We start from the raw sequence: 22,785 nt of genomic DNA, 5'->3' as shown, positions 1-22,785 counted from the left end.
AGGTGAGCACAGCGTCGTTGCAAGGTCTGAACATCCTCGTCGTCGAAGACGACTATCTGATCGCGAGGGACATTCAGGATGGATTGGAAGGCGCCGGCGCGACGGTGATCGGCCCGGTGCCATCCGTCGACCAGGCCCTGCGCCTGATCGGCAGCGAGACGATCGACGCGGCGATGCTCGATGTGAACCTGGGCACGGAACGGAGCTTCCCGGTCGCCGAAGCGCTGGAAGCGAGAGCGATTCCGTTCCTGTTCGCGACCGGATACAATTCGGCCGACATCCCGCTCGAATGGCAGCGCGTGGCGATCGTCATGAAGCCGGTGCGGATTGCGGCGGTCGAGCAGCTTCTGGGAACCGGGCAGGCGAAACAGCCCGGAATTTGAACGCAGTCTGCCCCGCGCGATGCCGCGGGGCGGGGGAACCCCGCCCCGCCTCGCTCACTTCCGGCGCGCGCGCTTGGGTGCGGCGGCGGCTTCGGTATCTTCCTCCTCGTCGGGCTGTTCCTCGCCCGCTTCGGTCAGCGCTTCGCCGAGCGCCTTGAGCTTGTCCTGCGACTTGTCCGCCCGGTCGGCGATCTTTGTCGTGGCGGCGCCAAGGCGGTGCAGCAGGTCGTGGACCCGGTCGGCGTCGGGATCGTCCTTTTCAAGCTGCTTGCGCAGCGAGGCAAGGTCGCGAAGAATGCCCTTGGCGCCCGGCGTATCCACCTCGGCCAGCGCGGCTTCCCAATCCTCGACCATCGTCGCGCCCTTGCCGGCCTTGGTATTTTCAAGGCCCCGATTGATCGCGTTCATCGTTCCGGCGAATTTGACGGCCATCGCATGATCCTCTGTCTCTACCGGCGGATGCCGGCGCTCTTCAACGAGGCATGACGCGAAAAGAACCCCGCTTTTCGATAAACGCGGCGTGCCGTCATCTACGGCCGGGATCCTTGCCGTCGGTCAGGGGATCAGCCGGTCGGTGCGCAGCCGGTCGAACAGGGCGAAGAAGGCGTCGTCGGTCGGCTGGTAGCGGGTAAAACCGAGCCGCCGGCTCTTGCTCATGTCGGTCACCACCTCGATCGGCCGGCCGAGATCGGCGTCGGTATGCCAGGGCGAGGCGAGGCGGTGGAGGTCCGGCTCGGCCAACCCCTCGCGCATCGCGATCTCGCGCCACAGCGCCGCATCGCCGGCCATCTGCTGCTCCAGCGGCCGTACGGTGCCGTCGAAGGGCGCCGCCTCCACCCCGAACCAGTCGGCGATGCGGCTCCACATCCACTGCCAGCGGAAGACGTCGCCATTGACGACGTTGAACGCCTGGTCATGCGCACGGTCCGTCTCCGCCGCCCACAGCAGGTGGCGCGCAAGCTGGCCGGCGTCGGTCATGTCGGTGAGCCCCGCCCATTGCGCCGCCGAACCGGGGAAGGTGAAGGGGCGGCCGGTTTCGCGGCAGAGGGTGGCATAGACGGCCAGGGTCGTGCCCATGTTCATCGCATTGCCGACGGCGAGGCCGATCACCGTGTGCGGGCGATGCACGCTCCAGGTGAAGCCGTCCCGCGCGGCGGCGGCGAACAGCGCGTCTTCCTGCGCATAATAGAAGTTCTCGACGTCGAGGCGCCCCTGCTCCTCGCGGAACGGCGTCTGCGGAAGGGCACCTTGGCCATAGGCCTCGAACGGCCCGAGGTAATGTTTGAGCCCGGTGACGAGGGCGACATGGCGCGGCCCCGTCGGCTTGGGCAACCCGTCGAGCAGGTTGCGGACCATCGCCGCATTGACCCGGATATTCTCCGCCTCGCTGTCCTGCCGCAGCCAGGTCGTGATGAACACCGCATCGGGGTGCAGGTCGTGCAGGGCGGCCGCGGTCGCGGCGGCGTCCTGCAGGTCGACGCTGATCGGGTTGAAGCCCGCATCGCCCCGCGGCCTGCGCGCGAGCCCGTGCACGCTCCAGCCCGTCTCGCGCAGCAAAGCCGCCGTCGCGCTGCCGACGATCCCGCTCGCACCCACCACCAATGCCGTCTTACTCAATGAAAATCTCCTTGTCTCGGAGGGAGCTAGGCACGGATGGCGCGCTCTTCTAGACGGCACCATCTGGATCCCCAGGCACCAGGAGGTAACCACATGCGGCCCGGAACGCCCGACGATGCATGGCGGGAAGACTGCGCCCCGCGCCGCGTGCTGGAGCTGTTCGCGACCAAGTGGACCAGCATGGTGCTCCACACGCTGCACGTTCGCCACGGCGGTGTCGCACGCACGGGCGTGCTGCACCGCAGCCTGCCGGGCATTTCCAAGAAGATGCTGACCCAGACGGTGCGGGAGATGGAGGCGAGCGGCCTCCTGAGCCGCCATGTCGAAAGCACGATGCCGCCGATGGTCGAGTACCGCCTGACCGATCTCGGCCGGCGGTTCGTCGAGCCGGTCGAGCTGCTCTACGGTTGGGGACGCGACAATGCGGACGCGCTGGACGCCTTGCGCCCCCGCCCGACGTCGCGGCGCGATTAGCGGCCACGGCGTTTTGACATCCCCGGCATGATCCCTATCCCTTGATCGCGAGCGATCCGGAAGAGGTCCGTCCGGCGCAAGGGAGCGCAGTGTCCCGCATGATCCAGCGCCGGTCGATCCTGCTGCACCTTGCATCGCTGCCGCTGTGGCCGACGCTGGCGCGGGCGGCGCGGGATCGTATCGAGGATCTGATCGCGCGGATGACGATCGAGGAGAAGGCGGGGCAATTGTCCTGCTTTTCCGATACCGTCCGTCCGCTCGGCCGGCCGACCAACCCCGGCGAGGCGGCGCGCGATGCGGCCGCGATGCTGGCGGCGATCCGTGCCGGGCAGGTCGGCATGCTGTTCAACGGTCATGGCGTCGCCGGCGCACGGCGGGCGCAGCGGGCGGCGCTGCGCAGCCGGCTGGGCATTCCGCTGGTCTTCGCCGCCGACGTGATCCACGGCTATGAGACGATCTTTCCCATCCCGCTGGCGGAGGCGGCGGCGTTCGACCCCGACCTGTCGCAGCGGATCGCACGCGCCGTCGCGCGCGAAGCGACGGCGGGCGGGCTGCACTGGACGTTCGCGCCGATGGTCGATGTCGCGCGCGACCAGCGCTGGGGACGGGTCGCGGAAGGGGCGGGGGAGGATGTCCATCTCGGCTGCCTGCTCGCAGCGGCGCGGGTGCGCGGCTTCCAGGGCGACGACCTGTCGGCCGAGGATGCGCTGTGCGCGACACCCAAGCATTTCGCCGGCTACGGTGCGGTGACCGGCGGCATGGAATATGCCGCCGTCGATATCTCCCCCGCAACGCTGCGCAGCGTCCATCTGCCGCCGTTCGCGGCGGCGTTCGCGGCGGGGGCGGGGGCGGTGATGGCGAGCTTCACGGATGTGGACGGCGTGCCCGCCACCGCCAACCGGCCGCTGCTGACCGGCATCCTGCGCGACGCGATGGCGTTTCGCGGTCCCTGCGTATCCGACTATCAGGCCGATCTCGAGCTGATCGCGCATGGCGCCGCCATCGACGAGGCCGATGCCGCACGGCGGGCGATCCTGGCCGGCACCGACGTGAGCATGCAGAGCGGGCTCTACAACGCGCATCTGCCGGCGCTGGTCGCGGCGGGGCGGGTGCCGATGTCGCGGGTCGACGCGGCGGTGCGGCGCGTGCTGGCGTTGAAGGCGCGCCTCGGCCTGTTCGAGCGGCCGTTCCGATCGCTCGACCCCGCCGCCGAGCGGACGCGGATCGGCACCGCGCAGACCCGTGCGCTGGCGCGGGAGGCGGCGACGCGCGCGGTGGTGCTGCTGCGCAACGAGGGCGCGCTGCTGCCGCTGGCCAGGACGACGCGGCGGATCGCGTTGATCGGGCCGTTCGGCGCCGATCCGGCGCAGCTCGACGGACCGTGGAGCTTTGCCGGCTATCGCCGCCGCGGCATCGACCTCGCCACCGCGCTGCGCCAGCGATTGCCCGCGGCGGCGACGCTGACCGTCGCGCCGGGCTGCGGGATCACGGCGGCGGTCGAGGGCGGCATCGCCGCTGCCGTCGCCGCCGCCCGCGACGCCGACGTGGTGCTGCTCGCGATCGGCGAGGGCGCCGATATGTCTGGCGAGGCGAACAGCCGTACCGCCATCACCGTACCCGCCGCGCAGCAGGCACTGGCCGACGCGGTCGCGGCGACCGGCACACCGCTGGTCGTGCTGCTCCGCCACGGCCGCGCGCTGGCGCTGGAGGGGGCGGTGGCGGCGGCGCCGGCGATCCTGGCAACGTGGTTCCTGGGCTGCGAGACGGGGCCGGCGCTCGTCGACATCCTGTTCGGCGATGCCGAGCCGACCGGACGGTTGCCGGTCAGCTTCCCCCTCGCGACCGGGCAGGAGCCCTGGTCCTACGATCGCCTGCCGACGGGGCGGCCGCCACCGCCCGAGCCGCAGCCGCAGGGCGGCACCGGGCGGTGGCGCGATGCGCCGGATGCCGCCCGCTACGCCTTCGGCCACGGACTGGGCTACACCCGCTTCGCGATCGAGGGCGTCGGCGTACCGCCGGTGCTGGGCGAGACGGGGGAGGTGACCGCCACCGTTCGCAACATCGGGGCGCGGCGGGGCACCCATGTCGTCCAGCTCTACGTCCGCCAGCGGGTGGCGAGTCGCGCGCGGCCGGTGCGCCAGCTGAAGGGCTTCGCGCGCGTCACGCTCGATCCCGGCGCCGCCGCGACGCTCTCGCTGCCGCTGGGACGCAATGATCTGGCGATCGTTGATGCGGACGGGCGGTGGGCGGTGGAGCCGGGCGTGGTGGATATCTGGATCGCCTCCAGCGCCGCCGATACGGGCCTGCATGCGACAACATCATGGGGGTAAATGTGCCCGGAAAGTCACAGCCGCGCGATTGTTTCGCCCGTGCAATGGAAGTGCGGAAACCACAGGCGTAATGGACGTTTTCGCGGAACATCCGGCGCAGAGACCGGAGCCGCTGGGGATGATGATATGCTGAACCTTCGACTGTCGATCCGCGCCGCGCTGCTGGCGGGAAGTGCGTCCTTCGCCTGCGCGCCGGCGCTTGCGCAGCAGACGAGTGCCGACCCCTCCGTAGCGACGCCCGCCACCACCGCGCCTGCCAACGACACCGCTGCCGCGGCGCAGGCCGCCGCCGAGCCGCGTACGCCCCCGGGCGCGCAGCCGCCGGCGAGCGACGGAGCGGACCTCCAGGACATCGTCGTCACCGGCAACACCTCGGGCAAGCGCACCCTGTTCGACAGCTCGTCGAACGTGACGCTGGCAAGCCAGGCGGACATCCAGCGCAAGGCGCCGCGATCGACCGCCGAGACGCTGGAACTGGTGCCCGGCATCTTCGTCGAGGGCACGGCGGGGCCGATCTCCAACAATTATTCGGTGCGCGGCCTGCGCGGCGGCGCGCAGACGTTCGTCACGCTGGAAGAGGACGGCATGCCGATCCTCTACGGCGGCGGCGGCGCCGATTTCTACTTCCAGAACGACATCACCATCGCGCGGATGGAAGCGGTGCAGGGCGGCACGTCGGGCGTGCTGGCACCCAATGGCGCCGGTGCGACGATCAACTTCATCTCGCTGAAGCCGAGCTACGACAAGGCGGTCGCCTCGGCGCGGCTGACCGGCGCCACCTATGGCGATTTCCGGGCCGACGGCTATTTCTCGGCGCCGATCACCGACAGCGTCGCCTGGGGCGTCGGCGGCTACGTCCAGTCGCAGAAGGGGGTGCGGAACACGCCCTTCACCTTCTTCGGCTACAATCTGAAGGCGATGATCGAAAAGCGGTTCGACGACGGCGGCACCGTGCGGCTGACGTACAAGCGCATCGACCAGAACAATCCCTATTACGCCGACATGCCGTTCCGCGTCAGCGCCAGCGGCGATATCAGCAGCGTGCCGGGGCTGGACCTGAAGCGTGACGACGTCGGCGGCCGCTACTTCACCCAGTTCCTGGTTCCCGATGCCGCCGCCACCGGCAATCCGGTGCGGGCGTTCCGTTCGAGCGAGGGCGTCGGCGTCAAGGCGAACACCTATCGCATCGATATCGAAAAGCCGGTGTCGGAAGGCATCAGCCTGTTCGCCCATGCCCGCTATCTCGACGGCAAGTACGACTTCAACGGCATCTTCCCCGGCTCCGGCGCGGGCACCGCGGGGCTGACCTCGGCAGTCAATTACCTCAATCCGGCGGTGTCGCCGCTCGCCGGGCTGACGCCGCTGCGCGCTGCCACCTTCACCTATTTCCAGGTCGCGCAGTTCCGTTTCCCCGGCACCGCGCAATACGGCCTGCGCGATATCCGCACCGGTGCGGTGATCCCGGCGAGCAACACCGCGGCGCTCAACGCGCTGAACGGTAACGGCCTGCTCCAGCAGACGGTGCTGAACCACCAGACGCTGTCGACCAAGGATTTCGGCAGCAACTTCGGCGCGAAATGGGATGCGACGGGTGGCAGCATCCAGAATTCGCTGACCGTCGGCGGCATGTATTACAACGTCCGCCGCAAGAACGACCAGTCGGCGGTCGCCACCGTCATCAATGACGTCACCAACGACAGCCACGTCTACGATATCGTCGCGCTGAATGCGGGCGGACAGGTGCTCGGCTCGCTGACCAACAACGGCATGGTCAATTACGGCAACTGGGGCCAGGGCCTGTTCAAGGACGAGGTCAATTCGATCTCGGGCTATTTCAACGACGAATTGCAGATCGGCGACAACCTGCACATCGACTTCGGTGCGCGTTACGAGCACCAGCACGTCCGCGTCGACGTGGGTCAGCAGGCGGCGATCAACGATCCGGTCCAGCCCGGCACGCCCGGCATCTACGACAACGTCGGCGCGTCGTTCAACGGCCAGTACGCCCGCGTGTCGGATTCCTACAACAAGCTCGCCTATACCGGCGGTATCAACTACACGCTGACCCGCAACATCGCGCTGTACGTGCGCGGTGCCTATGGCTTCCAGACCAACGGCGGCAACGCGGGCGGCCTCGGCGGCAAGCCGACGGGCCTGACTCTGTACGAAGGCGGTGCACGCTTCCAGTGGCCGGGCTTCAACGCGTCGGTCATCGGATTCCGGACCGAGATCAACGACCTGTCCTATCAGATCATCAACCCCAACAATGCAGCGCAGCAGACCAATGCGCTGGCTGACAGCCGCACCAACGGCGTTCAGGTCGACATGGACATCCGGCCGATCACCTTCTTCAGTGTGAACGTCATCGGCGTCTACCAGGACCCCAAGCTGACCAACCTGACGTTCAGCCAGCCGATCGCAGGCACGTATGACGGCAACGTGCCGGAGCGGACGCCCAAGAAGCTGCTGACGGTGACACCGTCGTTCATCCTGCCTTCGGGGCTGGGCGAGATCTATGGCCGGTGGAAATATGTCGGCAAGATCTTCGCCGATGCCGGCAACGGCATCGCGCTGCCCGACTATAGCGTGTTCTCGGTCGGTGCGAGCTTCAACCTGAGCGACCGGGTGAACATCAACGCGAGCCTCGACAATCTGACCAACGCCAAGGGGTTTACCGAGGGCAATCCGCGGCAGGGGCAGACGCAGACGATCGTCAACGGCTATTTCTATGGCCGCGCGATCTACGGGCGCAATGCGATCATCAGCGCGACGATCAAGTTGTAATGCCTTGGGTCATCGGGCGCTCGCGTCCGATGACCGGTCCTTGTATCGATCGGGGATGACCCGCATGCTTCGATCCGCCGTTCTCGCACTGCTGGCGCTCCTGCCCGTCGCTTCGGTCGCTGCGCCGCAGGAGGCGGCGGATGTGGGGCCGGCGCGGCGCGAGGGACTGAACCTCAACAGCTTCACCCAGCAGGGGCCGGTGGCAGCGCATGTGCTGCTGCGATCGGGCGACGATCCGCGGCTGATCGTCGCGTTCCCTGCCGGCAACAGCGGGGTCGGCCTGTGGTTCGACCGGGTGCCGTCGCCGGCGGAATGGCAGCTGACGGCGGCGCCGCAGCCGCTGTCCACGAAGGATGCGCGGGGGCGGGCGCTGCACGGCGTCACGTTCCATGCGACGATCCGCGCGCCGCGGCTGACGGTGAAGCGCGCGCTGCTGACCAGCGTGCGGGTGCTGCGCGACTATCAGGCGCTCGGCACCGCGCCTGCGGGAATCGAGGCGCCGCTGCGCACGGACGGCGACACGCTGACCTGGGCCCGCGATCGGCTGGACGGCGCGGCGGGCTATCGCCTGTCGGTGCGGGTTGATCGCGGTGCGGTGGACGGCAGGACGCTGACCGCGGCGCCGGACGGGACGATCGGCGTGACGGTGACGGCGCTGACCGGCGAGACGCCGCTGACGCCGTTCGCGCCGGGTACGCTGCTGACGCCGGCAGCCGCAGCCGACCCCCAGGCTCGGCACGCGCTCCAGTTCCTCAGCTACCACGAGAAGTTCCTTGCCGGTTCGTGGCGGTTCCTCACCTATTTCGGGCGGGATACGCTGATGTCGGTGCGGCTGCTGATGCCGGCGTTGCAGCCGGCGGCGGTGGAGACGGGGCTGCGCTCCGTGCTCGAACGGCTCTCGCCCGACGGCAATGTCGCGCACGAGGAGGATATCGGCGAATTCGCGGTGCTGGATCATCGCCGCGACGGCCAGGGCCTCTCGGCGGCGCCGGTGTACGATTACAAGATGGTCGACAGCCCGTTCCTGCTCGCGCCGGTCGCGCGGGCGTGGCTGATCGACGACGCACGCGGGCGGGCGCGGGCCAAGGCGTTCCTGGCGGAACGGCACGGTGGCCAGCGGCTGGGCGATGCGCTGATGGCGAATGCGCGCTTCGTGGTGGCGCGGGCGGCGCCGTTCGCCCGCGATCCGCGCTGGGCCAATCTCGTCGCGCTGCGCGAGGGGATGGACGCGGGCGAGTGGCGCGACAGCAACGACGGGCTCGGCGGCGGCCGCTATCCCTATGACATCAACGCGGTGCTGGTGCCCGCCGCGCTGCAGTCGATCGGCGAGATGGCGCGCGCCGGCCTGCTTGCGCCCTATGCCAAGCCGGCCGATCGCGCGCTGATCGCCCAGGTGCAGGCGATGGCGGCGACCTGGTCGGCCAAGGCACCGGGACTGTTCGCGCAGACGGTGGCGCAGGCGACCGCACGGGCGGCGATCACCCGCTATGCCGCAGCGATGGGCGTGCCGGCAGACCCCGCGCTGCGCGCAGTCGCGGCGGCGCCGGTCCGCTACAATGCCATCGCGCTCGACCGGCAGGGGCGGCCGGTGCCGATCATCCATTCGGACGAAGGCTTCGCGCTGCTGTTCGGCCGCCCATCCGCCGACACGCTGGGCGTGACCGCGGCGAACATCGCACAGCCGTTCCCCGCGGGGTTGATGACGGGGATCGGCATGCTGGTCGCCGATCCCGTCTATGCCGATCCGGCGTTGCAGCGGCGCTTCGGGCCGAATGCCTATCATGGCACGGTCGTCTGGTCGTGGCAGCAGGCACTGGTCGCAGCGGGCCTGGCGCGGCAGCTGGAGCGGAGCGATCTGCCGGCGGCGACCTGCACGCGGCTGGCGGCGGTGCAATCCGAACTGTGGCGCGCGATCGACGCCGGGCGCAGCGTGCAGAGTTCGGAGCTGTGGTCGTGGCGCTATGCCGACGGCGGCTATCGGATCGTGCCGTTCGGCGCGAGCGGCGGCGATGCCGACGAATCCAATGCGGCGCAGTTGTGGAGCACCGTCTATCTGGCGGTGCAGCGGCCGACGGGCTCGCCCGCCTGCGCCGCGCGCCAGCCGTGACCGATCCCGTCCGCCGCGTCGTCATCCTGGGCGGCGGCACTGCGGGCTGGATGACCGCGGCGGCGCTGGCCAAGGCGCTGGAGCGGACCGGCACCACGATCACGCTGGTGGAATCGGAGGATATCGGCACCGTCGGCGTCGGCGAAGCGACGATCCCGACGATCCACTGGTTCAACAGCCTGGTCGGCCTGGACGAGGCGCGGTTCATGGCGGACACCGGCGCGACGTGGAAGCTCGGGATCGAGTTCCGCGGCTGGCAGGGGGAGGGAAGCGCCTATTTCCACCCGTTCGGCACCTATGGCACGCCGGGCGATGCGACCATGGCGCCGCAGCGGCTGACGCGGGCGTGGCTGGCGGGCGACACCGCGCCGATCGAGGATTTTTCGCTGACGACGCGGATCGCCCGCCGCCGTGCCTTCGCCAAGCCGGTCGGCGATCCGCGCTCGCCACTGTCGACGCTCGGCTATGCCTTCCACTTCGATGCGATGCGCTATGCCCGGCACCTGCGGACGCTGGCCGAGGGGCGGGGCGTCGTGCGGCACGAGGGCAAGGTCGCGCAAGTCGAGCGGGATGGCGATACCGGCCATGTGCAGGCGCTGGCGACCGACGGAGGCGACCGCATCGCGGGCGACCTGTTCGTCGACTGTTCGGGGCTGCGCGGGCTGCTGATCGAGCAGACGATGCAGGCGGGGTATGACAATTGGTCGCACTGGCTGCCCTGCGACGCGGCGTGGGCGGCGCCCTCGGCGGCGGAGACCGAGCCGACGCCCTATACGCAGGCGATCGCGCAGGAGGCGGGGTGGCGCTGGCGCATCCCGCTTCAGCACCGCGTCGGCAACGGCTACGTCTTCTCGACCCGGTTCCAGGACATCGAGGCGGCGCGAGGACTGCTGATCGAGCGGATGGCCGCGCCGCCGCTCGCCGAGCCGCGGTTGATCCGCTTTACCCCGGGCCGTCGCCGGCGCGCCTGGGTCGGCAACGTCGTCGCGATCGGCCTGTCGAGCGGCTTTCTGGAGCCGCTGGAATCGACCAGCATCCACCTGATCCAGAGCGGCATCGGCAAGCTGCTGTCGCTGTTCCCACGCCGCGACGCCGACCCGCTGCTCGCCGAGCAATACAACCGCCTGACCGCGCGCGAGGTCGAGGAGGTGCGGGATTTCGTCATCCTCCATTACCACCTGACGCAGGGACGCGACGAACCGCTGTGGCGCCATTGCCAGTCCATGCCGATCCCCGACACCTTGCGCTACAAGATCGACCAGTTCCGCCGCTCCGCGCGGATCATGCTGACGCCGGACGAACTCTTTCGCGATGCCAGCTGGTTTGCGGTGATGCACGGGCAGGGGGTGCGGGCGGCGGATTATACGCCGCTGCTCGACACGATGAGCGATGCGGACAACCTGCGACAACTGGAGGCGGTGCGGCGGATGATCGGCGATGCGGCAGCGCGGGTGCCGCCTTTGCTATCGGGACGCGCCTAGGCCGGGGGTCGCCGCGGTCGGCCGAGGACGAAGAAGTTGGCGGTGAGGCGCCCGACCAGCGGATCGTCGCTCAATGGCATGTCGGGCGGGATGATGCCGGAGTGCAGCAGGCTGCCCTGATAGACGATCACCCGATCGGGCACCGCCGCCACCGTATCGATCTGCTCGAACGAAGGGTTCGAACCGGCGATATAGCCGCTCCAGCTGTCCGCTTCGCACCGGGCGGCGGCGATGAATTCGGGCTGATTCTGCTCGGACACGCGATCGATGCCGGTCGTGCGCTGCCGGTAGAACGACGTGCCGCTGCCTTGCGTCCCGCCCAAATAGTGGAGGATCGCGAGGTAGTGCGGATCGGTCGAATCGAAATGCGGCGCGCGCTGGACCGGGGTGAGCCGGTCGGGGGACGCGGTCACCATCGAGAAGCTGGCGGTCAGCAGGTCGAAGCCGTCGACGTCGAACGTCGCGTTGATGAGCGGCACCAGCGCCCGGAGCAGGTCGCGGCTATACCCGGCGGCGGCGCGATCCGCCGGAGCGATGAACCGGCGCACGCCGGGATAGGCATTGCCGCGCGCGGGCGGGAACGGGCCAAGTGCGGCGGCGATGCCGGCGATGGCGCCGGCATCGCCGGTCGCCGCCTCGCCGATCAGCAATCGGCCGCCACTGTCCCCGATCGATCGGCTATGGTGATGGATCATGGGCCGTTTCCATCACGGCAGCGCCCCGGCGGCAAGCGCAATCGCCCGGCGCGCCCGGCCGCCACGACGACCGCAGCGCTCCGGGAGAGAGCGCGACGGTCGTGCAGGGTCAGGCGAAGCGGACGGTGGTGGTGACGTTTGCCTTGCGACGGCGACGCATCGCGAAGCCGACGGCGCCCATGCCGGCGATCATCATCGCCCAGGTGGCGGGTTCCGGCACCGCGGCGGTGACCGTCGCGACGGTGCCGTTGATGCTGAACGGGCTGGCATTGGCGCCCGCGTAGTTCTGGACGCGGAAGGTGCCGCCGCCCGCCAGGGTGCCGCCGTTCGCCGCAGTGTTGCTCGTCGCGACGATGCGGAAGACGACGTTGGAGACGCCCGTCAGCGGCGCGAAGGAGAGCACGTTGTTGGCGACATTGTCGCCATTCTGGCCGAAGGTGGCGATCTGTCGGAATGCGGCGCCATCCACTGCGGCGAGCACGGCAAGGTTGCCGGGGCCGGTGTTCGACGAGCGCGACGAGAAGATCAGCTGGTCGATGCTGGCGGTGTAGCCGGACGCGACGGTGAGGCCGAACGTCAGGTAATCGGTCATGTTGGTGGCGTAAGCGCCCCAGCTGGCCGACGAAAAGGCGTTGGCGCCGCTCGGGGCACTCAATCCGCCGCCGCGGCTGAAGGCGACGCCCGCGACATTCGCGGCGGCGAACGACGCGGCTTCCGTCGCCTCGTTGCCGGCGTTGCCGGTGAAGTCATATTGCACCAGCGTCGCCGCGGCGGCCTGCCCGGACAGGGCGAGCATGCCGATGGCCGTGACGCCGAGAAGAGCCGCCTTGGTGCGGCCGAATGCCTTGTGGATCGTCATGGTGTTCTCCCTTGTTGAAATCGTGACGCGGCGCTGGTCAGGCCGGCAAAGCTGCGGTGGATGAGGCGGGGGTCGCGCGACCCCTTGCGCGGCGGCGGGGCGAGCGCATCGCGAAGCCGACCGCGCCCATCCCGAGGATCATCATCGCCCAGGTCGCCGGCTCCGGCACCGCGGCGACCGATGCGGTGAGCCGCAGATCGTCGATACCGAGCCCGTCATCGGAGGTGACGCCGGCCGGATCGATGTCGCCCAGCATCCAGCGGATGCCGAAAGTGCTGCCGGCGCCGATCGACAGGCCGTCGATCACGCCGTTCACGGGCGTGCGATAGGCCGCGGCATTGCCGTTGGTCTGGGTGATGCCGAACCGGCTGCCGGTATAGGCGGCGCTGTTCGGTGCGGTGAAGTCGAGCGGGGTGAAGGACAGCCAGGTGCCGTCGTTGATGCTGGTGGCATCGAGCGAATATTGGAAGCTCAGGGTCGCGCGATTGTAGCCCTTTTGCCATTGTTCGCCGGTGTAGCCGATGGCGAGCGAATCGATGGCGGCGCCGAGGCCGTTTTCGAAGATCGCGCCGATGTAGATCAGCGACACGTCCGGGCTGGTGTGGCCGCCGAGCGCGCGGTCGGTGCCGAGGCCGAAGCTCCACACGCCGGCCGTGTTGCTGCCCGAAGTGCCGAACTGATAGGTGCGGTTGGCACCCGGCCCGCGTTCGAAGGTCTGCCAGCCGGCCGGCAGCGCGTCGGCCGGCGTCGGATCGGACGTGATCGATTTCAGCCCGTCGAAGGTCTGGGCATAGGCCGTGGTCGTCAGGCGATAAGGCGCGCCGGTGCCCGCGTTCAGCACATCGGCCGCATGGGCGCCGGTGGCCGTCAGCCCCAGAGCGACGGCGCCGAACGCCAGTATCTGCTTCGTTATCATCGTGTCCCCGCCTGTGCGCTTGAGTGCGACGGCCGGGAACATCCCGCCGTCGCGGGCAGGCTGATAGGTCAGCATTGTTACGGTAAAGAGACGTTAACCCTTTGATGGACAACGATCGGGCGGGTCAGGCCATGGCGTCTGCCGTCACCTTGCGCGGCAAGTAGGAATCGAAGATCGGATGGGCCTGGACGCGGCGGGCGTTGGAGAGGCCGGCGTCGCTGTCGTGGCTCAGCCGGTTCGCCTCGGCGATATGGTAGAAGGCGACCACGGTATCGATGCGCGCGAAACGGGCGCCGTTCGCCGCCAGGCGCACGTAGAAATCCCAATCGTTGCAATTGTGGAAGGACGGATCGAAACCGGCGACCGCGATCGCCGCCGACCGCCTGACGATCGACCAGCTCGGGCCGATCGCGCCGGTGAGGGCAAGGGCGAAAAGGATGTCGCCGCCGCTCCATCCGCACTCGGGCTCGCCCGCCGAGCCGCAGGGCCACACCCGGCGGAACTGCCCCACGACGACGTCCATGCCGATGGCGGCGGCCAGCATCGCCGCCGCCGCACCCGGCAACCACGCATCGTCGCTGTCGAGGAAGGCGACCCATTCCTCGCGCACCAACGCCAAACCGGCGTTGCGCGCCGCCGACGCGCCGACGTTGCGGGGCAGCAGGACGGCGGTGACCGCCGGGTGGCGTCCCTCGAGCGCGCGGAGCACGTCCGCGGTCCCGTCGGTCGAGCCATCGTCGACCAGGATGATCCGGGTCGGCGCCGGCATCTGCGCCAGCACGCTGTCGACGGCCTGGGTGACGGTGCGTTCGCGGTTGTAGCAGGGGATGACGACGTCATAGGCACCACGGCTCACATCGTGAGCCGGGCAGATCTCGGTTTGCAGCATGGGTTTGATGTAAGGGCGATCAGCGATTTGGGCAATGCGATCAGCCGGTTCGGCGGGTGTGCCAAAATAGACGGGATTGCGGCGCGCTGCGGGTGTGCACGAGGTGCCCAGGCGATCGCAATGCTGCTATCGACTGGTCATGCTCAAGACACGCATCAAGCGGCGGACGGCCGTGGCCGAGCGCGCGGCCGGCCGGCTGACCGATATCCAGGCATCGATCGTGGCGCTGGGCGACGACGACCTGCTCGACCTCGCCGATATTTTCGCCCGCGATACGCACACGGTCCTGTGGGAGCTTGCCTCGGCCGAGATGCGGAAGCGGAACCTCAGCCTGTGACGCGCGCCCTGCCTGCGGCGTGCGGCCGATGAAACAGCTGCCGTCCCGCCTGCGCCGCCTGGACGATGCGCTGGCCGACCTGCCGCTGGACGAGCCGATGCTGCTCACCGAACTGGACGGGTTCCTGCACGGCGTTATCGTCTGCCCCGATCCGATCCCGCCGGCCGAATGGTTGCAGAATGTGTGGGGCGTCGACGATGGGGGCGTGCCCGCGTTCGACGATCCGGCCGATGTGCAATGGTTCGTCGATGCGGTGATGGCGCGGTATCAGGAGATCCTGCGCGACCTGACGCGCGGCAAGCCGCGGCCGATCCTCGACGTGGACGAGCGCAACGGCGACGTGCTGTGGGAGTTGTGGATCGACGGCTTTGCCGAGGCGATGGACCTGCGCGGCGAACATTGGGCGGGGGTGGTGGACGGCGACGATGTCGCGGCCGCCGATGCGCTGGCGCGGCTGGAATTGCTGATTGCGGTGGCGCGCAATGAGAGTGACCTCGACAGCCAGCAGATCAATGCGTTGCAGGATCACGCGCCGGCCGACCTGATGGCGGCGGTGGCGGGCCTGTACGCGGCGCAGGTGCGGGGGGATGGCGGCGCTGCCCCGGCGGCGGCGGGCGCGCGGGAGAAGATCGGCCGCAACGATCCGTGTCGGTGCGGATCGGGCAAGAAGGCCAAGCGCTGCTGCGGGGCGGACTGATCTCCGCCGAATGCAGGGCTATCGCATAGGGGCTGTCCTTGATCCGCCGTCATGCCGGACCAAGTCCGGGGTGACGAAAATATCGGGATGGCATGGTGCTTTCCCCGAAGCCGGCAGCCATCATCGCCATAGGCGATAGCCCTGCCCCGGATAGGAGAGAGGGCGTCGCGGGATGCGGCGCCTTCCTGCCTTCAGGCGAAGATGTCGGCGAGGCGGTCCGTGCTCGGGCCATCCTTCCAATGGCGCAGTTCGATGAACAGCGCGGCGCCGACCATGGTGAACCAGGTCAGCACCACGGTGGTGACGATCGACTGGAGCAGCCGGACGGGCAGCGACGGCGTCGGCATCGCCCGCACCGCGGCCTCGCCGGTCAGTGCGCCGAAGCTGCCGTAGCCTGCGACGCTGGCGACGCCGACTGCGGCCGAGGCGAGCAGGTAGATCACCGCCGCCAGCAGCATGATGCCGAAGACCTGCCAGCGTGCGCCCTTGGTCAGGGCGCGGCTGCGGCCGAAGGCGCCGAACACGCCGGGCCGCTCCGCGACGATCGCGGGCAGGCACACCGACCACATCACCGCCAGCATGATCCCCGGCACGAGCAGGAAAATGCAGCCGAGCCAGACGCCGAGCACGAACAGCAGGTAGACGGCGAACAGCGGCAGCGCGCGCTGAATGCCGGTTCGCAGCACCTCGCCGAGGTCGGCCGTGCGCCCCTCGTCATGCGCGACCGCGGCCTGGACCAGCGCGCCGCTGGCGGTGAGCCACAACAGGCCGACGATCAGGCCATAAGCACCGACCGCTGCATACAGGCCGCTTTGCAGACCCTGGATCATTGCGATCCGGCCGCCAAGCTGCCCCAGCACCAGCTGCGGCAGCGCCATGAAGACGAAGGCGACGCCGAGTGTCGCGACCGGATTGGCCTTGATGACGTTCACGCTGCGCGCGAACACGCTGCCCACGGATACGCCGTGGGCAGCGTGTTCGGCGATCGATTGGCTTGCCATGCTGTTCCCCCTTGATCCCCCGTTTCCATGATGGTGGCGGGTGAACCAGGCGCTGTCTAGTATGCCCTATCGTCCGATATCGACACAGTCGGAAGGGCCGGCGCGAATAGCGGATTGCGCGTGGGGGCGTTCCGTTTACAGTCCGGCCGGGGCAGCGCGGCGTCGCTGGGAGGGAACCATCGGGGCATCAGCACAAGGTTCGGCGGTGGCGGCCGATCGACTTGCCGCGGCACATGCCGCGCTGCGGGCCGATCCGTCGGTGCAGTTCACCCTGACGCGCCCGCCGCCGCCGCCCGAGCCGCCGGAATGGCTGCGCACGCTGGGGCGCTGGATCGCCGATGCGTTGCGGCCGGTCGGGCGGCTGCTGCGCTGGCTGTCGGACCTGATGCCCGATGCACCTTATGCCCGCATCCTGTTGTGGATGCTGCTCGCTGGGGTCGCGGTGGCGGCGATCGCGATGATCGTCGAGCGGGTGCGATCGGGCGAATGGCGGCTGCCGGCGCGGCGGCGGCGCGATGCGGCGCCGGCGCCGGACGAGGACAGCTGGGTGCCCGATGCGGCGCCGGCGCGCGCCTGGTTGCGCGAGGCGGACCGGCTCGCCGCCGACGGCCGCTTCGCCGAGGCGATCCACTACCTGCTGTTCCATTCGATCGACGATATCGCGCGGCGCCGCCCGGCGCTGCGGCGCCCGTCGCTGACCAGCCGCGAACTCGCCTCCGCCGGCCTACTGCCCGCGGCGGTGCGGCCGCTGTTCGCCCGTATCGCGGCGCTGGTCGAACGCAGCCTGTTCGGCGGCCGGCCGGTGGCTGAGGCGGACTGGCAGGAGGCGCGCGCCGCCTATGCCGATCTGGCGCTGCCGCAGCGGTGGCGCGCATGAGCGAGATCGCGCTGGGCGGGCGGGGCACGCCCAATGCCGACAGCGTGTTCTCGCCGCTGACGGTGGCGTTGATGCTGGTCATCGGCATCCTCGGCTTTGCGGGGTCGCTGCTGCTCGGCGCCTATGCGCCCGACCTGCGGTCCGGCCACGATGCCGGCACGCACGCCTTGTCCAACGCCGCCACCGGCTTTTCCGGGATCGTCGACCTGGCGCGGGCGACGGGGCGCAATCCCCGCCTGATCCGCGCGGAGGCGGGCTGGGATACCGAGGATCTGGTGGTCGCCACGCCGGAGCATGGCTCGGTCGACATGAGCCGCTTCATGGCCGCCCGCCGCGGACGCGCCACGCTGATCGTGCTGCCGAAATGGGCGAGCGTGCCGGACGATGCGGTCGGGGGCTGGGTGGACGTCAGCGGCCTGCTGCCGGCGTATGATCCGGCGGCCGTGCTCGCGCCCGCGACGGTGATGACCGTCAGCCGCCACCCGAGCGGCGCCCGGCCGCTGCACCCGGTGCGCTGGGCGCCGCCGTCGCTGGCGGTGTCGGCGCCGCGGCCGCTCCAGGTGATGACGTCGAAGGCGCTGACGCCGCTGGTGACGGACGAGGCCGGACGCATCGTGCTGGCGCAGGTGGACGGTTCCAACACCTATCTGCTGTCCGATCCCGACCTGCTCGACAATCACGGCATTCGCCGGCTGGACCGGGCGGGCGCTGCGCTCGACCTGCTCGACTTCGTCAATGCGACCGGGGCGCGCGGCATCGCGTTCGACGTGACGCTGAATGGCCTCGGCCGGGGCCACAGCCCGCTGAAGCTGGCGTTCGAGCCGCCGTTCCTGGCGATGACGCTGGCGATCGTCGTCGCGCTCGCGCTCGTCGGCTGGCAGGCGCTGGTCCGCTTCGGGCCGGCACAGCCGCCGGCGCGCGCCATCGCGCTGGGCAAGGCGGCGCTGGTCGACAACAGCGCGCTGATCGTCCGCAAGGCGGGCCGCGAGGGCGGGCTGGGCCCGCGCTATGCCGCGCTGGTCCGAGATCGCGCGCGCGCGATCTTCGGCGTGCCGGCGCGGCTGACCGATGCGGAGGCCGATCGCCATCTCGATCGGCTGCAGGGATCGGCGACGTTCACCGCGCTGGTCGCGGACGCCACACGCGCGGAGCATCGCGCCGACATGCTGGCGGCGGCACAGGCGCTGCACCAATGGCAAAGGGAGAAGACACGGTGACGGTCAACGAGGTCCAGGCGTTGGGGCGGGCGATCCGTGCCGAGATCGGCAAGGCGGTGGTCGGCCACGACGCCACCGTCGACCTGCTGTTGGTCGCGCTGTTCGCCGGCGGGCACGTGCTGCTGGAAGGGCCGCCGGGCACCGCCAAGACGCTGCTCGCCCATAGCTTCGCGCAGACGCTGGGGCTGGATTTCGGCCGCATCCAGTTCACCCCCGACCTGATGCCGGGCGATATCATCGGTGCCAACCTGTTCAATTTCCAGACGTCGACCTTCACGCTGACACGCGGGCCGATCTTCACCGAATTGCTGCTGGCGGACGAGATCAACCGCACCTCGCCCAAGACGCAGGCGGCGCTGCTCGAGGCGATGCAGGAGCGCACCGTCACGATCGACGGCGAGAGCCTCGCCTTGAGCGACCGCTTCACCGTCGTCGCGACGCAGAACCCGATCGAACAGCAGGGCGTCTATCCGTTGCCCGAGGCGCAGCTCGACCGGTTCCTGTTCAAGCAGGTGGTGGCCTATCCGAGCGCCGACGAAGAGCGTCGCGTCGTGGCGGGCCACGGCGCACGGCCGGCGGCGATGTCGCCCGCCGATTGGGGCGTCGCGCCCTGTGCCGACGCGGCGACGATCACCGCGGCGGTGGCGACGGTGGCGAACGTTCGGCTGGTCGACGAGGTGATCGACTATATCGTCGCGCTGATCCGCGGCACGCGCGGGGTCGCCGACCTCGAAAGCGGCGCCTCGCCGCGGGCCGGCGCGATGCTGGCGGGCGCGGCGCGGGCGCGGGCGGCGCTCGACGGGCGCGACTTCGTCATTCCCGACGACGTGAAGACGCTGGCGCCGGCGCTGCTTCGCCACCGGCTGATCCTGTCGCCCGCCGCCGAGATCGGCGGGCGTGCGATCGAGGACGTGGTCGCGCAGATCATCGAGACGATCGAGGCGCCGCGTTGATCTATCCGACCCGCATGGCGGTGCTGGCGGCGGCGATCGGGGCTCCGGTCGCGCTGCTGGTCGCCATGCTGTTTCCGGCGCGCTGGTATGCCGGGCTCGGCTGGCCGCTCGCTGTGCTGGCGCTGGTGGCGGCCGATGCGCTGCTCGGCCGCGCGCGGGCGAGCGCGACGCTGGCGCTGCCACGCTCCGCCCCGGTCGGCGTCGACCTCAGCGTGCCGATCGCGGTGACGATCGCCGGCCGCCACATCGGCGGCGCCGCACAGGTGGCGCTGGCGCGCGATCCGCTGGTGACGATGCCGGGCGACGGCCGGCTGGACGTGGCGCTCGAAGCCGGCCGCGGCACGGCGGCGCTGCTGTTGACGCCCTGGCGGCGCGGCACCGCGCGCTTCGCCACGCTCTGGCTGCGCTGGGCGGGGCCGCTCGGCCTCGCCTGGCGCCAGGTGCGGATCGACGAGGATCGCATGCTGCCGATCCTGCCCGATGTCGAGGCGGTGCGGCGGCACGGCGCGCAGGTGTTCCAGCGCCACGCGGTGCAGGGCCTGCTGGCGCAGAGCGACCGCGGCGACGGCACCGATTTCGATGCCTTGGTCGAGTTCCGGTCGGGGATGGATCGGCGCGCGATCGACTGGAAGCAGTCGGCGCGTCACCGCAAGCTCTACGCCAAGGAATATCGCACCGAACGCAACAGCCAGATCGTCTTCGCGATCGATGCCGGGCGGCAGATGTCGGACCCGGTCGGCGGCATCCCGCGGGTCGATCGCGCGGTGTCGGCGGCGCTGCTGACCGGCTGGCTGGCGCTGAAGCTGGGTGATCGCGTGTCGCTCAACGCCTTCGATTCCCGGCCGCGGCTGGCGAGCGGCTTCATCGGTGGGGCGGGTGCCTTCCCGGAATTGCAGCATCTCGCGGCGGGGATCGATTACAGTGGTGACGAAACCAATTACACCTTTGCGCTGACGACGCTCGCGGCGCGGCTGACGCGGCGATCGATGATCGTGCTGTTCACCGAATTCACCGATCCGACCTCCGCCGATTTCCTGGTGCGCGCGGTCGCACGCCTGCTCAAGACGCACCTCGTGCTGGTCGTCGTGCTGCGCGACGACGAACTGGAGACGATCGTCGATGCCGCGCCCGTGCAGCCTGCCGACGTGACCCGTGCGGTGACCGCGGCCGCGCTGCTGCGCGACCGGCGGCTGGTGCTGACGCGGCTGCGCCATCTGGGCGTGCACGTCATCGAAAGCCCCTACGACGCGGTCGCCGAGCGGCTGGTCGAAGGCTATGTGGACCTCAAGCGCCGGAGCCTGTTGTGAGCGCCTTCGTCGACGCCGCCCCGCCGCTGCTCAATGCCAGCCGCTTCCGCGCGGCGCATGAGGCGGAGTGGACGCGGCTGGATACGCTGCTCGGCCGGATCGAGAAGCGCTCGGTCCGCGTGCTGTCGGACGACGACCTGCTCGCGCTGCCGCTGCTCTATCGCGCGACGCTGTCGTCGCTGTCGGTCGCGCGCGAGACGTCGCTGGACCGCGCGCTGATCGCCTATCTGGAGCAATTGTGCGCGCGCGCCTATTTCCAGCTGTACGGCGTGTCGGATTCGGCGTGGCGGGACCTGCGGCGCTTCTTCACGCATGGCTGGCCGGGGGCGGTGGCGTCGCTGTGGCGCGAGACGCTGGTGATGGCGGTGCTGACGGTGCTGGGCGGCATCGTCGCCTATGCGCTGGTGCGCGCCGACCCGTCCTGGTTCTACGGCATCATCCCCGAAGGACTGGCGGGCGGCCGCGATCCGGCGGCCTCGGCCGAGGCGCTGCGCACCACGCTCTACCATAACAAGGCGGACGGGCTGGGGATCTTCGCCAGCTTCCTGTTCGGGCATAATGCGCAGATCGCGATCTTCGCCTTCGCGCTGGGCTTCGCCTTCGTCGTGCCGACCGCGCTGCTGATACTCTACAACGGGCTGATGCTGGGGGCGATGATCGCGGTGTTCGCGGACAAGGGGCTGGGGCCGAACTTCTGCGCCTGGCTGGCGATCCACGGCACCACGGAGATGTTCGCGATCGTGATCTCGGGCGCGGCGGGGATGCGGATCGGCACCGCCATCGCCTTTCCCGGCCGGCGGACGCGGATGGCGGCGCTGGTCGATGCCGGGCGGACCGCCGCAATTGCGGTTGCCGGTGTGGTGCTGATGCTGGCCGTGGCCGCGATCCTGGAGGGGATCGGACGACAGGTGGTGACGAGCGACGGATTGCGGGCCGGGATCGGCGCGGCGATGCTGGCGGCGTGGATGGTCTATTATTACGGCCTGGGGAGGCGGCATGCGCCACGCCCGTCGGCCTAGGCCGCCCGCAACGCTGCGGCGCAGCTTCGTGACGCCGGAGGGCGTCGACCTGCAACTCGAACTGGGCGGGGCCGGGACGCGTGCGGCGGCGTTCCTGATCGACGTCGTGATGATGCTGGTCGTGCTGATCGTGGCGACGATCGCGCTGTTCGCTTTCAATCAGGCGACCCGCGCCGACATCGCCGGCATCTTGTGGCTGATCGGCGCCTTTTGCCTGCGCAACGGCTGGTTCGTGCTGTTCGAGATGGGAGAGCGCGGGGCGACGCCCGGCAAGCGGCTGATGGGCCTGCGCGTCATCGCCCGCGACGGCGCGCGGCTGACCGCGGGCGCCGTGCTGGCGCGCAACGCGATGCGCGAGATCGAGGTGTTCCTGCCGCTGTCGTTCCTGGGCGCGCAGGCCGCGGCCGGGACGGCCGACGCCTTCCTCACCATCTTCGCGCTGGCGTGGAGCGGCATCTTCCTGTTCTTTCCCCTGTTCAACCGCGACCGGTTGCGGGTCGGCGATCTCGTCGCGGGGACCTGGGTGGTGCAGGCGGCGCGGCGGACGCTGTCGGCCGATCTCGGGGCCGCCGCCGATCGGCCGCGCCGGATGTTCCCGGATGCGGCGCTCGCGCTGTACGGCGTCCACGAACTGCATGCGCTGGAGGATGTGATCCGCGGCGGCGACGCGCTGGCGCGCATCACGGTGGCGGCGGCGATCCGGCGCAAGGCGGGGCTGGCCGACGATGGCGACGACGAGGGCTTCCTCGCCGATTATTACGCCGCGCTGTGCGCCCGGCTGGAGGGCGGGCTGCTGGTCGGACGCCGCCGGCGCGACAAGTTCAGCGCCGCCGGGCGGTGAC

General features: G+C 69.9%; 21 protein-coding genes. 14 read left to right on the top strand and 7 right to left on the bottom strand.

What is annotated here, in order from left to right; all coding sequences use genetic code 11:
- The first annotated feature begins 2 nt into the window (after positions 1-2).
- Positions 3-383 (top strand): response regulator, encoded by a 381-nt coding sequence (locus tag AC4GY7_RS15485; protein WP_491115717.1) that lies wholly within the window; start codon positions 3-5, stop codon positions 381-383.
- 54 nt (positions 384-437) lie between these two features.
- Here AC4GY7_RS15485 and AC4GY7_RS15480 read toward each other — a convergent pair whose 3' ends face one another.
- Together AC4GY7_RS15480 and AC4GY7_RS15475 are read right to left on the bottom strand one after the other, a co-directional pair.
- Complete coding sequence (locus AC4GY7_RS15480) at positions 438-815, bottom strand: hypothetical protein (protein ID WP_491115715.1); 378 nt, start codon at positions 813-815, stop codon at positions 438-440.
- 123 nt (positions 816-938) lie between these two features.
- On the bottom strand, positions 939-2,000 hold the full coding sequence (locus tag AC4GY7_RS15475; protein ID WP_491115714.1) for an SDR family oxidoreductase: 1,062 nt from the start codon (positions 1,998-2,000) through the stop codon (positions 939-941).
- Positions 2,001-2,093: 93 nt separating this feature from the next.
- Here AC4GY7_RS15475 and AC4GY7_RS15470 point away from each other — a divergent pair, with 93 nt between their 5' ends.
- The 5 genes from AC4GY7_RS15470 (at position 2,094) to AC4GY7_RS15450 (ending at position 11,176) form a co-directional block, all read left to right on the top strand.
- Positions 2,094-2,474 (top strand): winged helix-turn-helix transcriptional regulator, encoded by a 381-nt coding sequence (locus AC4GY7_RS15470; RefSeq protein WP_491115712.1) that lies wholly within the window; start codon positions 2,094-2,096, stop codon positions 2,472-2,474.
- Between the two features lie 98 nt (positions 2,475-2,572).
- Positions 2,573-4,804 (top strand): glycoside hydrolase family 3 N-terminal domain-containing protein, encoded by a 2,232-nt coding sequence (locus tag AC4GY7_RS15465; RefSeq protein WP_491115751.1) that lies wholly within the window; start codon positions 2,573-2,575, stop codon positions 4,802-4,804.
- A gap of 126 nt (positions 4,805-4,930) precedes the next feature.
- A complete protein-coding gene (locus AC4GY7_RS15460; protein ID WP_491115710.1) occupies positions 4,931-7,588 on the top strand; it encodes a TonB-dependent receptor in 2,658 nt (885 codons plus the stop codon).
- A 55-nt stretch (positions 7,589-7,643) separates the two neighbouring features.
- Positions 7,644-9,695, top strand: a complete 2,052-nt coding sequence (locus tag AC4GY7_RS15455; protein ID WP_491115708.1) for a glucosidase family protein — start codon at positions 7,644-7,646, stop codon at positions 9,693-9,695.
- Positions 9,692-11,176, top strand: a complete 1,485-nt coding sequence (locus tag AC4GY7_RS15450) for a tryptophan halogenase family protein (RefSeq protein WP_491115706.1) — start codon at positions 9,692-9,694, stop codon at positions 11,174-11,176. The genes AC4GY7_RS15455 and AC4GY7_RS15450 overlap by 4 nt, the downstream gene beginning before the upstream one ends.
- On the opposite strand, the gene AC4GY7_RS15445 is transcribed toward AC4GY7_RS15450, so the two are convergent.
- From AC4GY7_RS15445 to AC4GY7_RS15430, 4 genes are all read right to left on the bottom strand, one after another.
- Positions 11,173-11,871, bottom strand: coding sequence for a DUF6445 family protein (locus tag AC4GY7_RS15445; RefSeq protein WP_491115704.1), 699 nt, complete (start codon positions 11,869-11,871; stop codon positions 11,173-11,175). The genes AC4GY7_RS15450 and AC4GY7_RS15445 overlap by 4 nt on opposite strands.
- 109 nt (positions 11,872-11,980) lie before the next feature.
- Positions 11,981-12,730, bottom strand: a complete 750-nt coding sequence (locus tag AC4GY7_RS15440; protein ID WP_491115702.1) for a PEPxxWA-CTERM sorting domain-containing protein — start codon at positions 12,728-12,730, stop codon at positions 11,981-11,983.
- Between the two features lie 37 nt (positions 12,731-12,767).
- On the bottom strand, positions 12,768-13,646 hold the full coding sequence (locus AC4GY7_RS15435) for a PEPxxWA-CTERM sorting domain-containing protein (RefSeq protein ID WP_491115700.1): 879 nt from the start codon (positions 13,644-13,646) through the stop codon (positions 12,768-12,770).
- Between the two features lie 124 nt (positions 13,647-13,770).
- Positions 13,771-14,535, bottom strand: coding sequence for a glycosyltransferase family 2 protein (locus AC4GY7_RS15430; protein WP_491115698.1), 765 nt, complete (start codon positions 14,533-14,535; stop codon positions 13,771-13,773).
- 139 nt (positions 14,536-14,674) lie between these two features.
- Here AC4GY7_RS15430 and AC4GY7_RS15425 point away from each other — a divergent pair, with 139 nt between their 5' ends.
- Positions 14,675-14,872 carry a hypothetical protein gene (locus tag AC4GY7_RS15425; RefSeq protein ID WP_443585367.1) on the top strand — a complete coding sequence of 66 codons (198 nt, stop codon included), beginning with the start codon at positions 14,675-14,677 and terminating at the stop codon, positions 14,870-14,872.
- A 28-nt stretch (positions 14,873-14,900) separates the two neighbouring features.
- Positions 14,901-15,569 (top strand): UPF0149 family protein, encoded by a 669-nt coding sequence (locus tag AC4GY7_RS15420; protein ID WP_491115696.1) that lies wholly within the window; start codon positions 14,901-14,903, stop codon positions 15,567-15,569.
- Between the two features lie 191 nt (positions 15,570-15,760).
- On the opposite strand, the gene AC4GY7_RS15415 is transcribed toward AC4GY7_RS15420, so the two are convergent.
- Positions 15,761-16,570: a hypothetical protein gene (locus AC4GY7_RS15415; RefSeq protein WP_491115694.1), complete on the bottom strand. Its 810-nt coding sequence runs from the start codon at positions 16,568-16,570 to the stop codon at positions 15,761-15,763.
- Positions 16,571-16,775: 205 nt separating this feature from the next.
- On the opposite strand from AC4GY7_RS15415, the gene AC4GY7_RS15410 reads away from it, so the two are divergent.
- From AC4GY7_RS15410 to AC4GY7_RS15385, 6 genes are read left to right on the top strand one after another with little or no spacing between them, the layout of a single operon-like run.
- Complete coding sequence (locus tag AC4GY7_RS15410; RefSeq protein ID WP_491115692.1) at positions 16,776-17,447, top strand: DUF4129 domain-containing protein; 672 nt, start codon at positions 16,776-16,778, stop codon at positions 17,445-17,447.
- Positions 17,444-18,664 carry a hypothetical protein gene (locus AC4GY7_RS15405; RefSeq protein ID WP_491115690.1) on the top strand — a complete coding sequence of 407 codons (1,221 nt, stop codon included), beginning with the start codon at positions 17,444-17,446 and terminating at the stop codon, positions 18,662-18,664. Before AC4GY7_RS15410 ends, AC4GY7_RS15405 begins: the two co-directional genes overlap by 4 nt.
- Positions 18,661-19,617, top strand: coding sequence for an AAA family ATPase (locus AC4GY7_RS15400; protein ID WP_491115749.1), 957 nt, complete (start codon positions 18,661-18,663; stop codon positions 19,615-19,617). Before AC4GY7_RS15405 ends, AC4GY7_RS15400 begins: the two co-directional genes overlap by 4 nt.
- Positions 19,614-20,924, top strand: coding sequence for a DUF58 domain-containing protein (locus AC4GY7_RS15395; protein WP_491115688.1), 1,311 nt, complete (start codon positions 19,614-19,616; stop codon positions 20,922-20,924). The genes AC4GY7_RS15400 and AC4GY7_RS15395 overlap by 4 nt, the downstream gene beginning before the upstream one ends.
- A complete protein-coding gene (locus AC4GY7_RS15390) occupies positions 20,921-21,943 on the top strand; it encodes a stage II sporulation protein M (protein WP_491115686.1) in 1,023 nt (340 codons plus the stop codon). Before AC4GY7_RS15395 ends, AC4GY7_RS15390 begins: the two co-directional genes overlap by 4 nt.
- Positions 21,921-22,784, top strand: coding sequence for an RDD family protein (locus tag AC4GY7_RS15385; RefSeq protein ID WP_491115684.1), 864 nt, complete (start codon positions 21,921-21,923; stop codon positions 22,782-22,784). Before AC4GY7_RS15390 ends, AC4GY7_RS15385 begins: the two co-directional genes overlap by 23 nt.
- The last annotated feature ends 1 nt before the right edge of the window (position 22,785 follow it).

This window comes from Sphingomonas sp. SP5, assembly GCF_058313455.1.
This window is presented reverse-complemented; position numbering and strand designations above follow the sequence as displayed.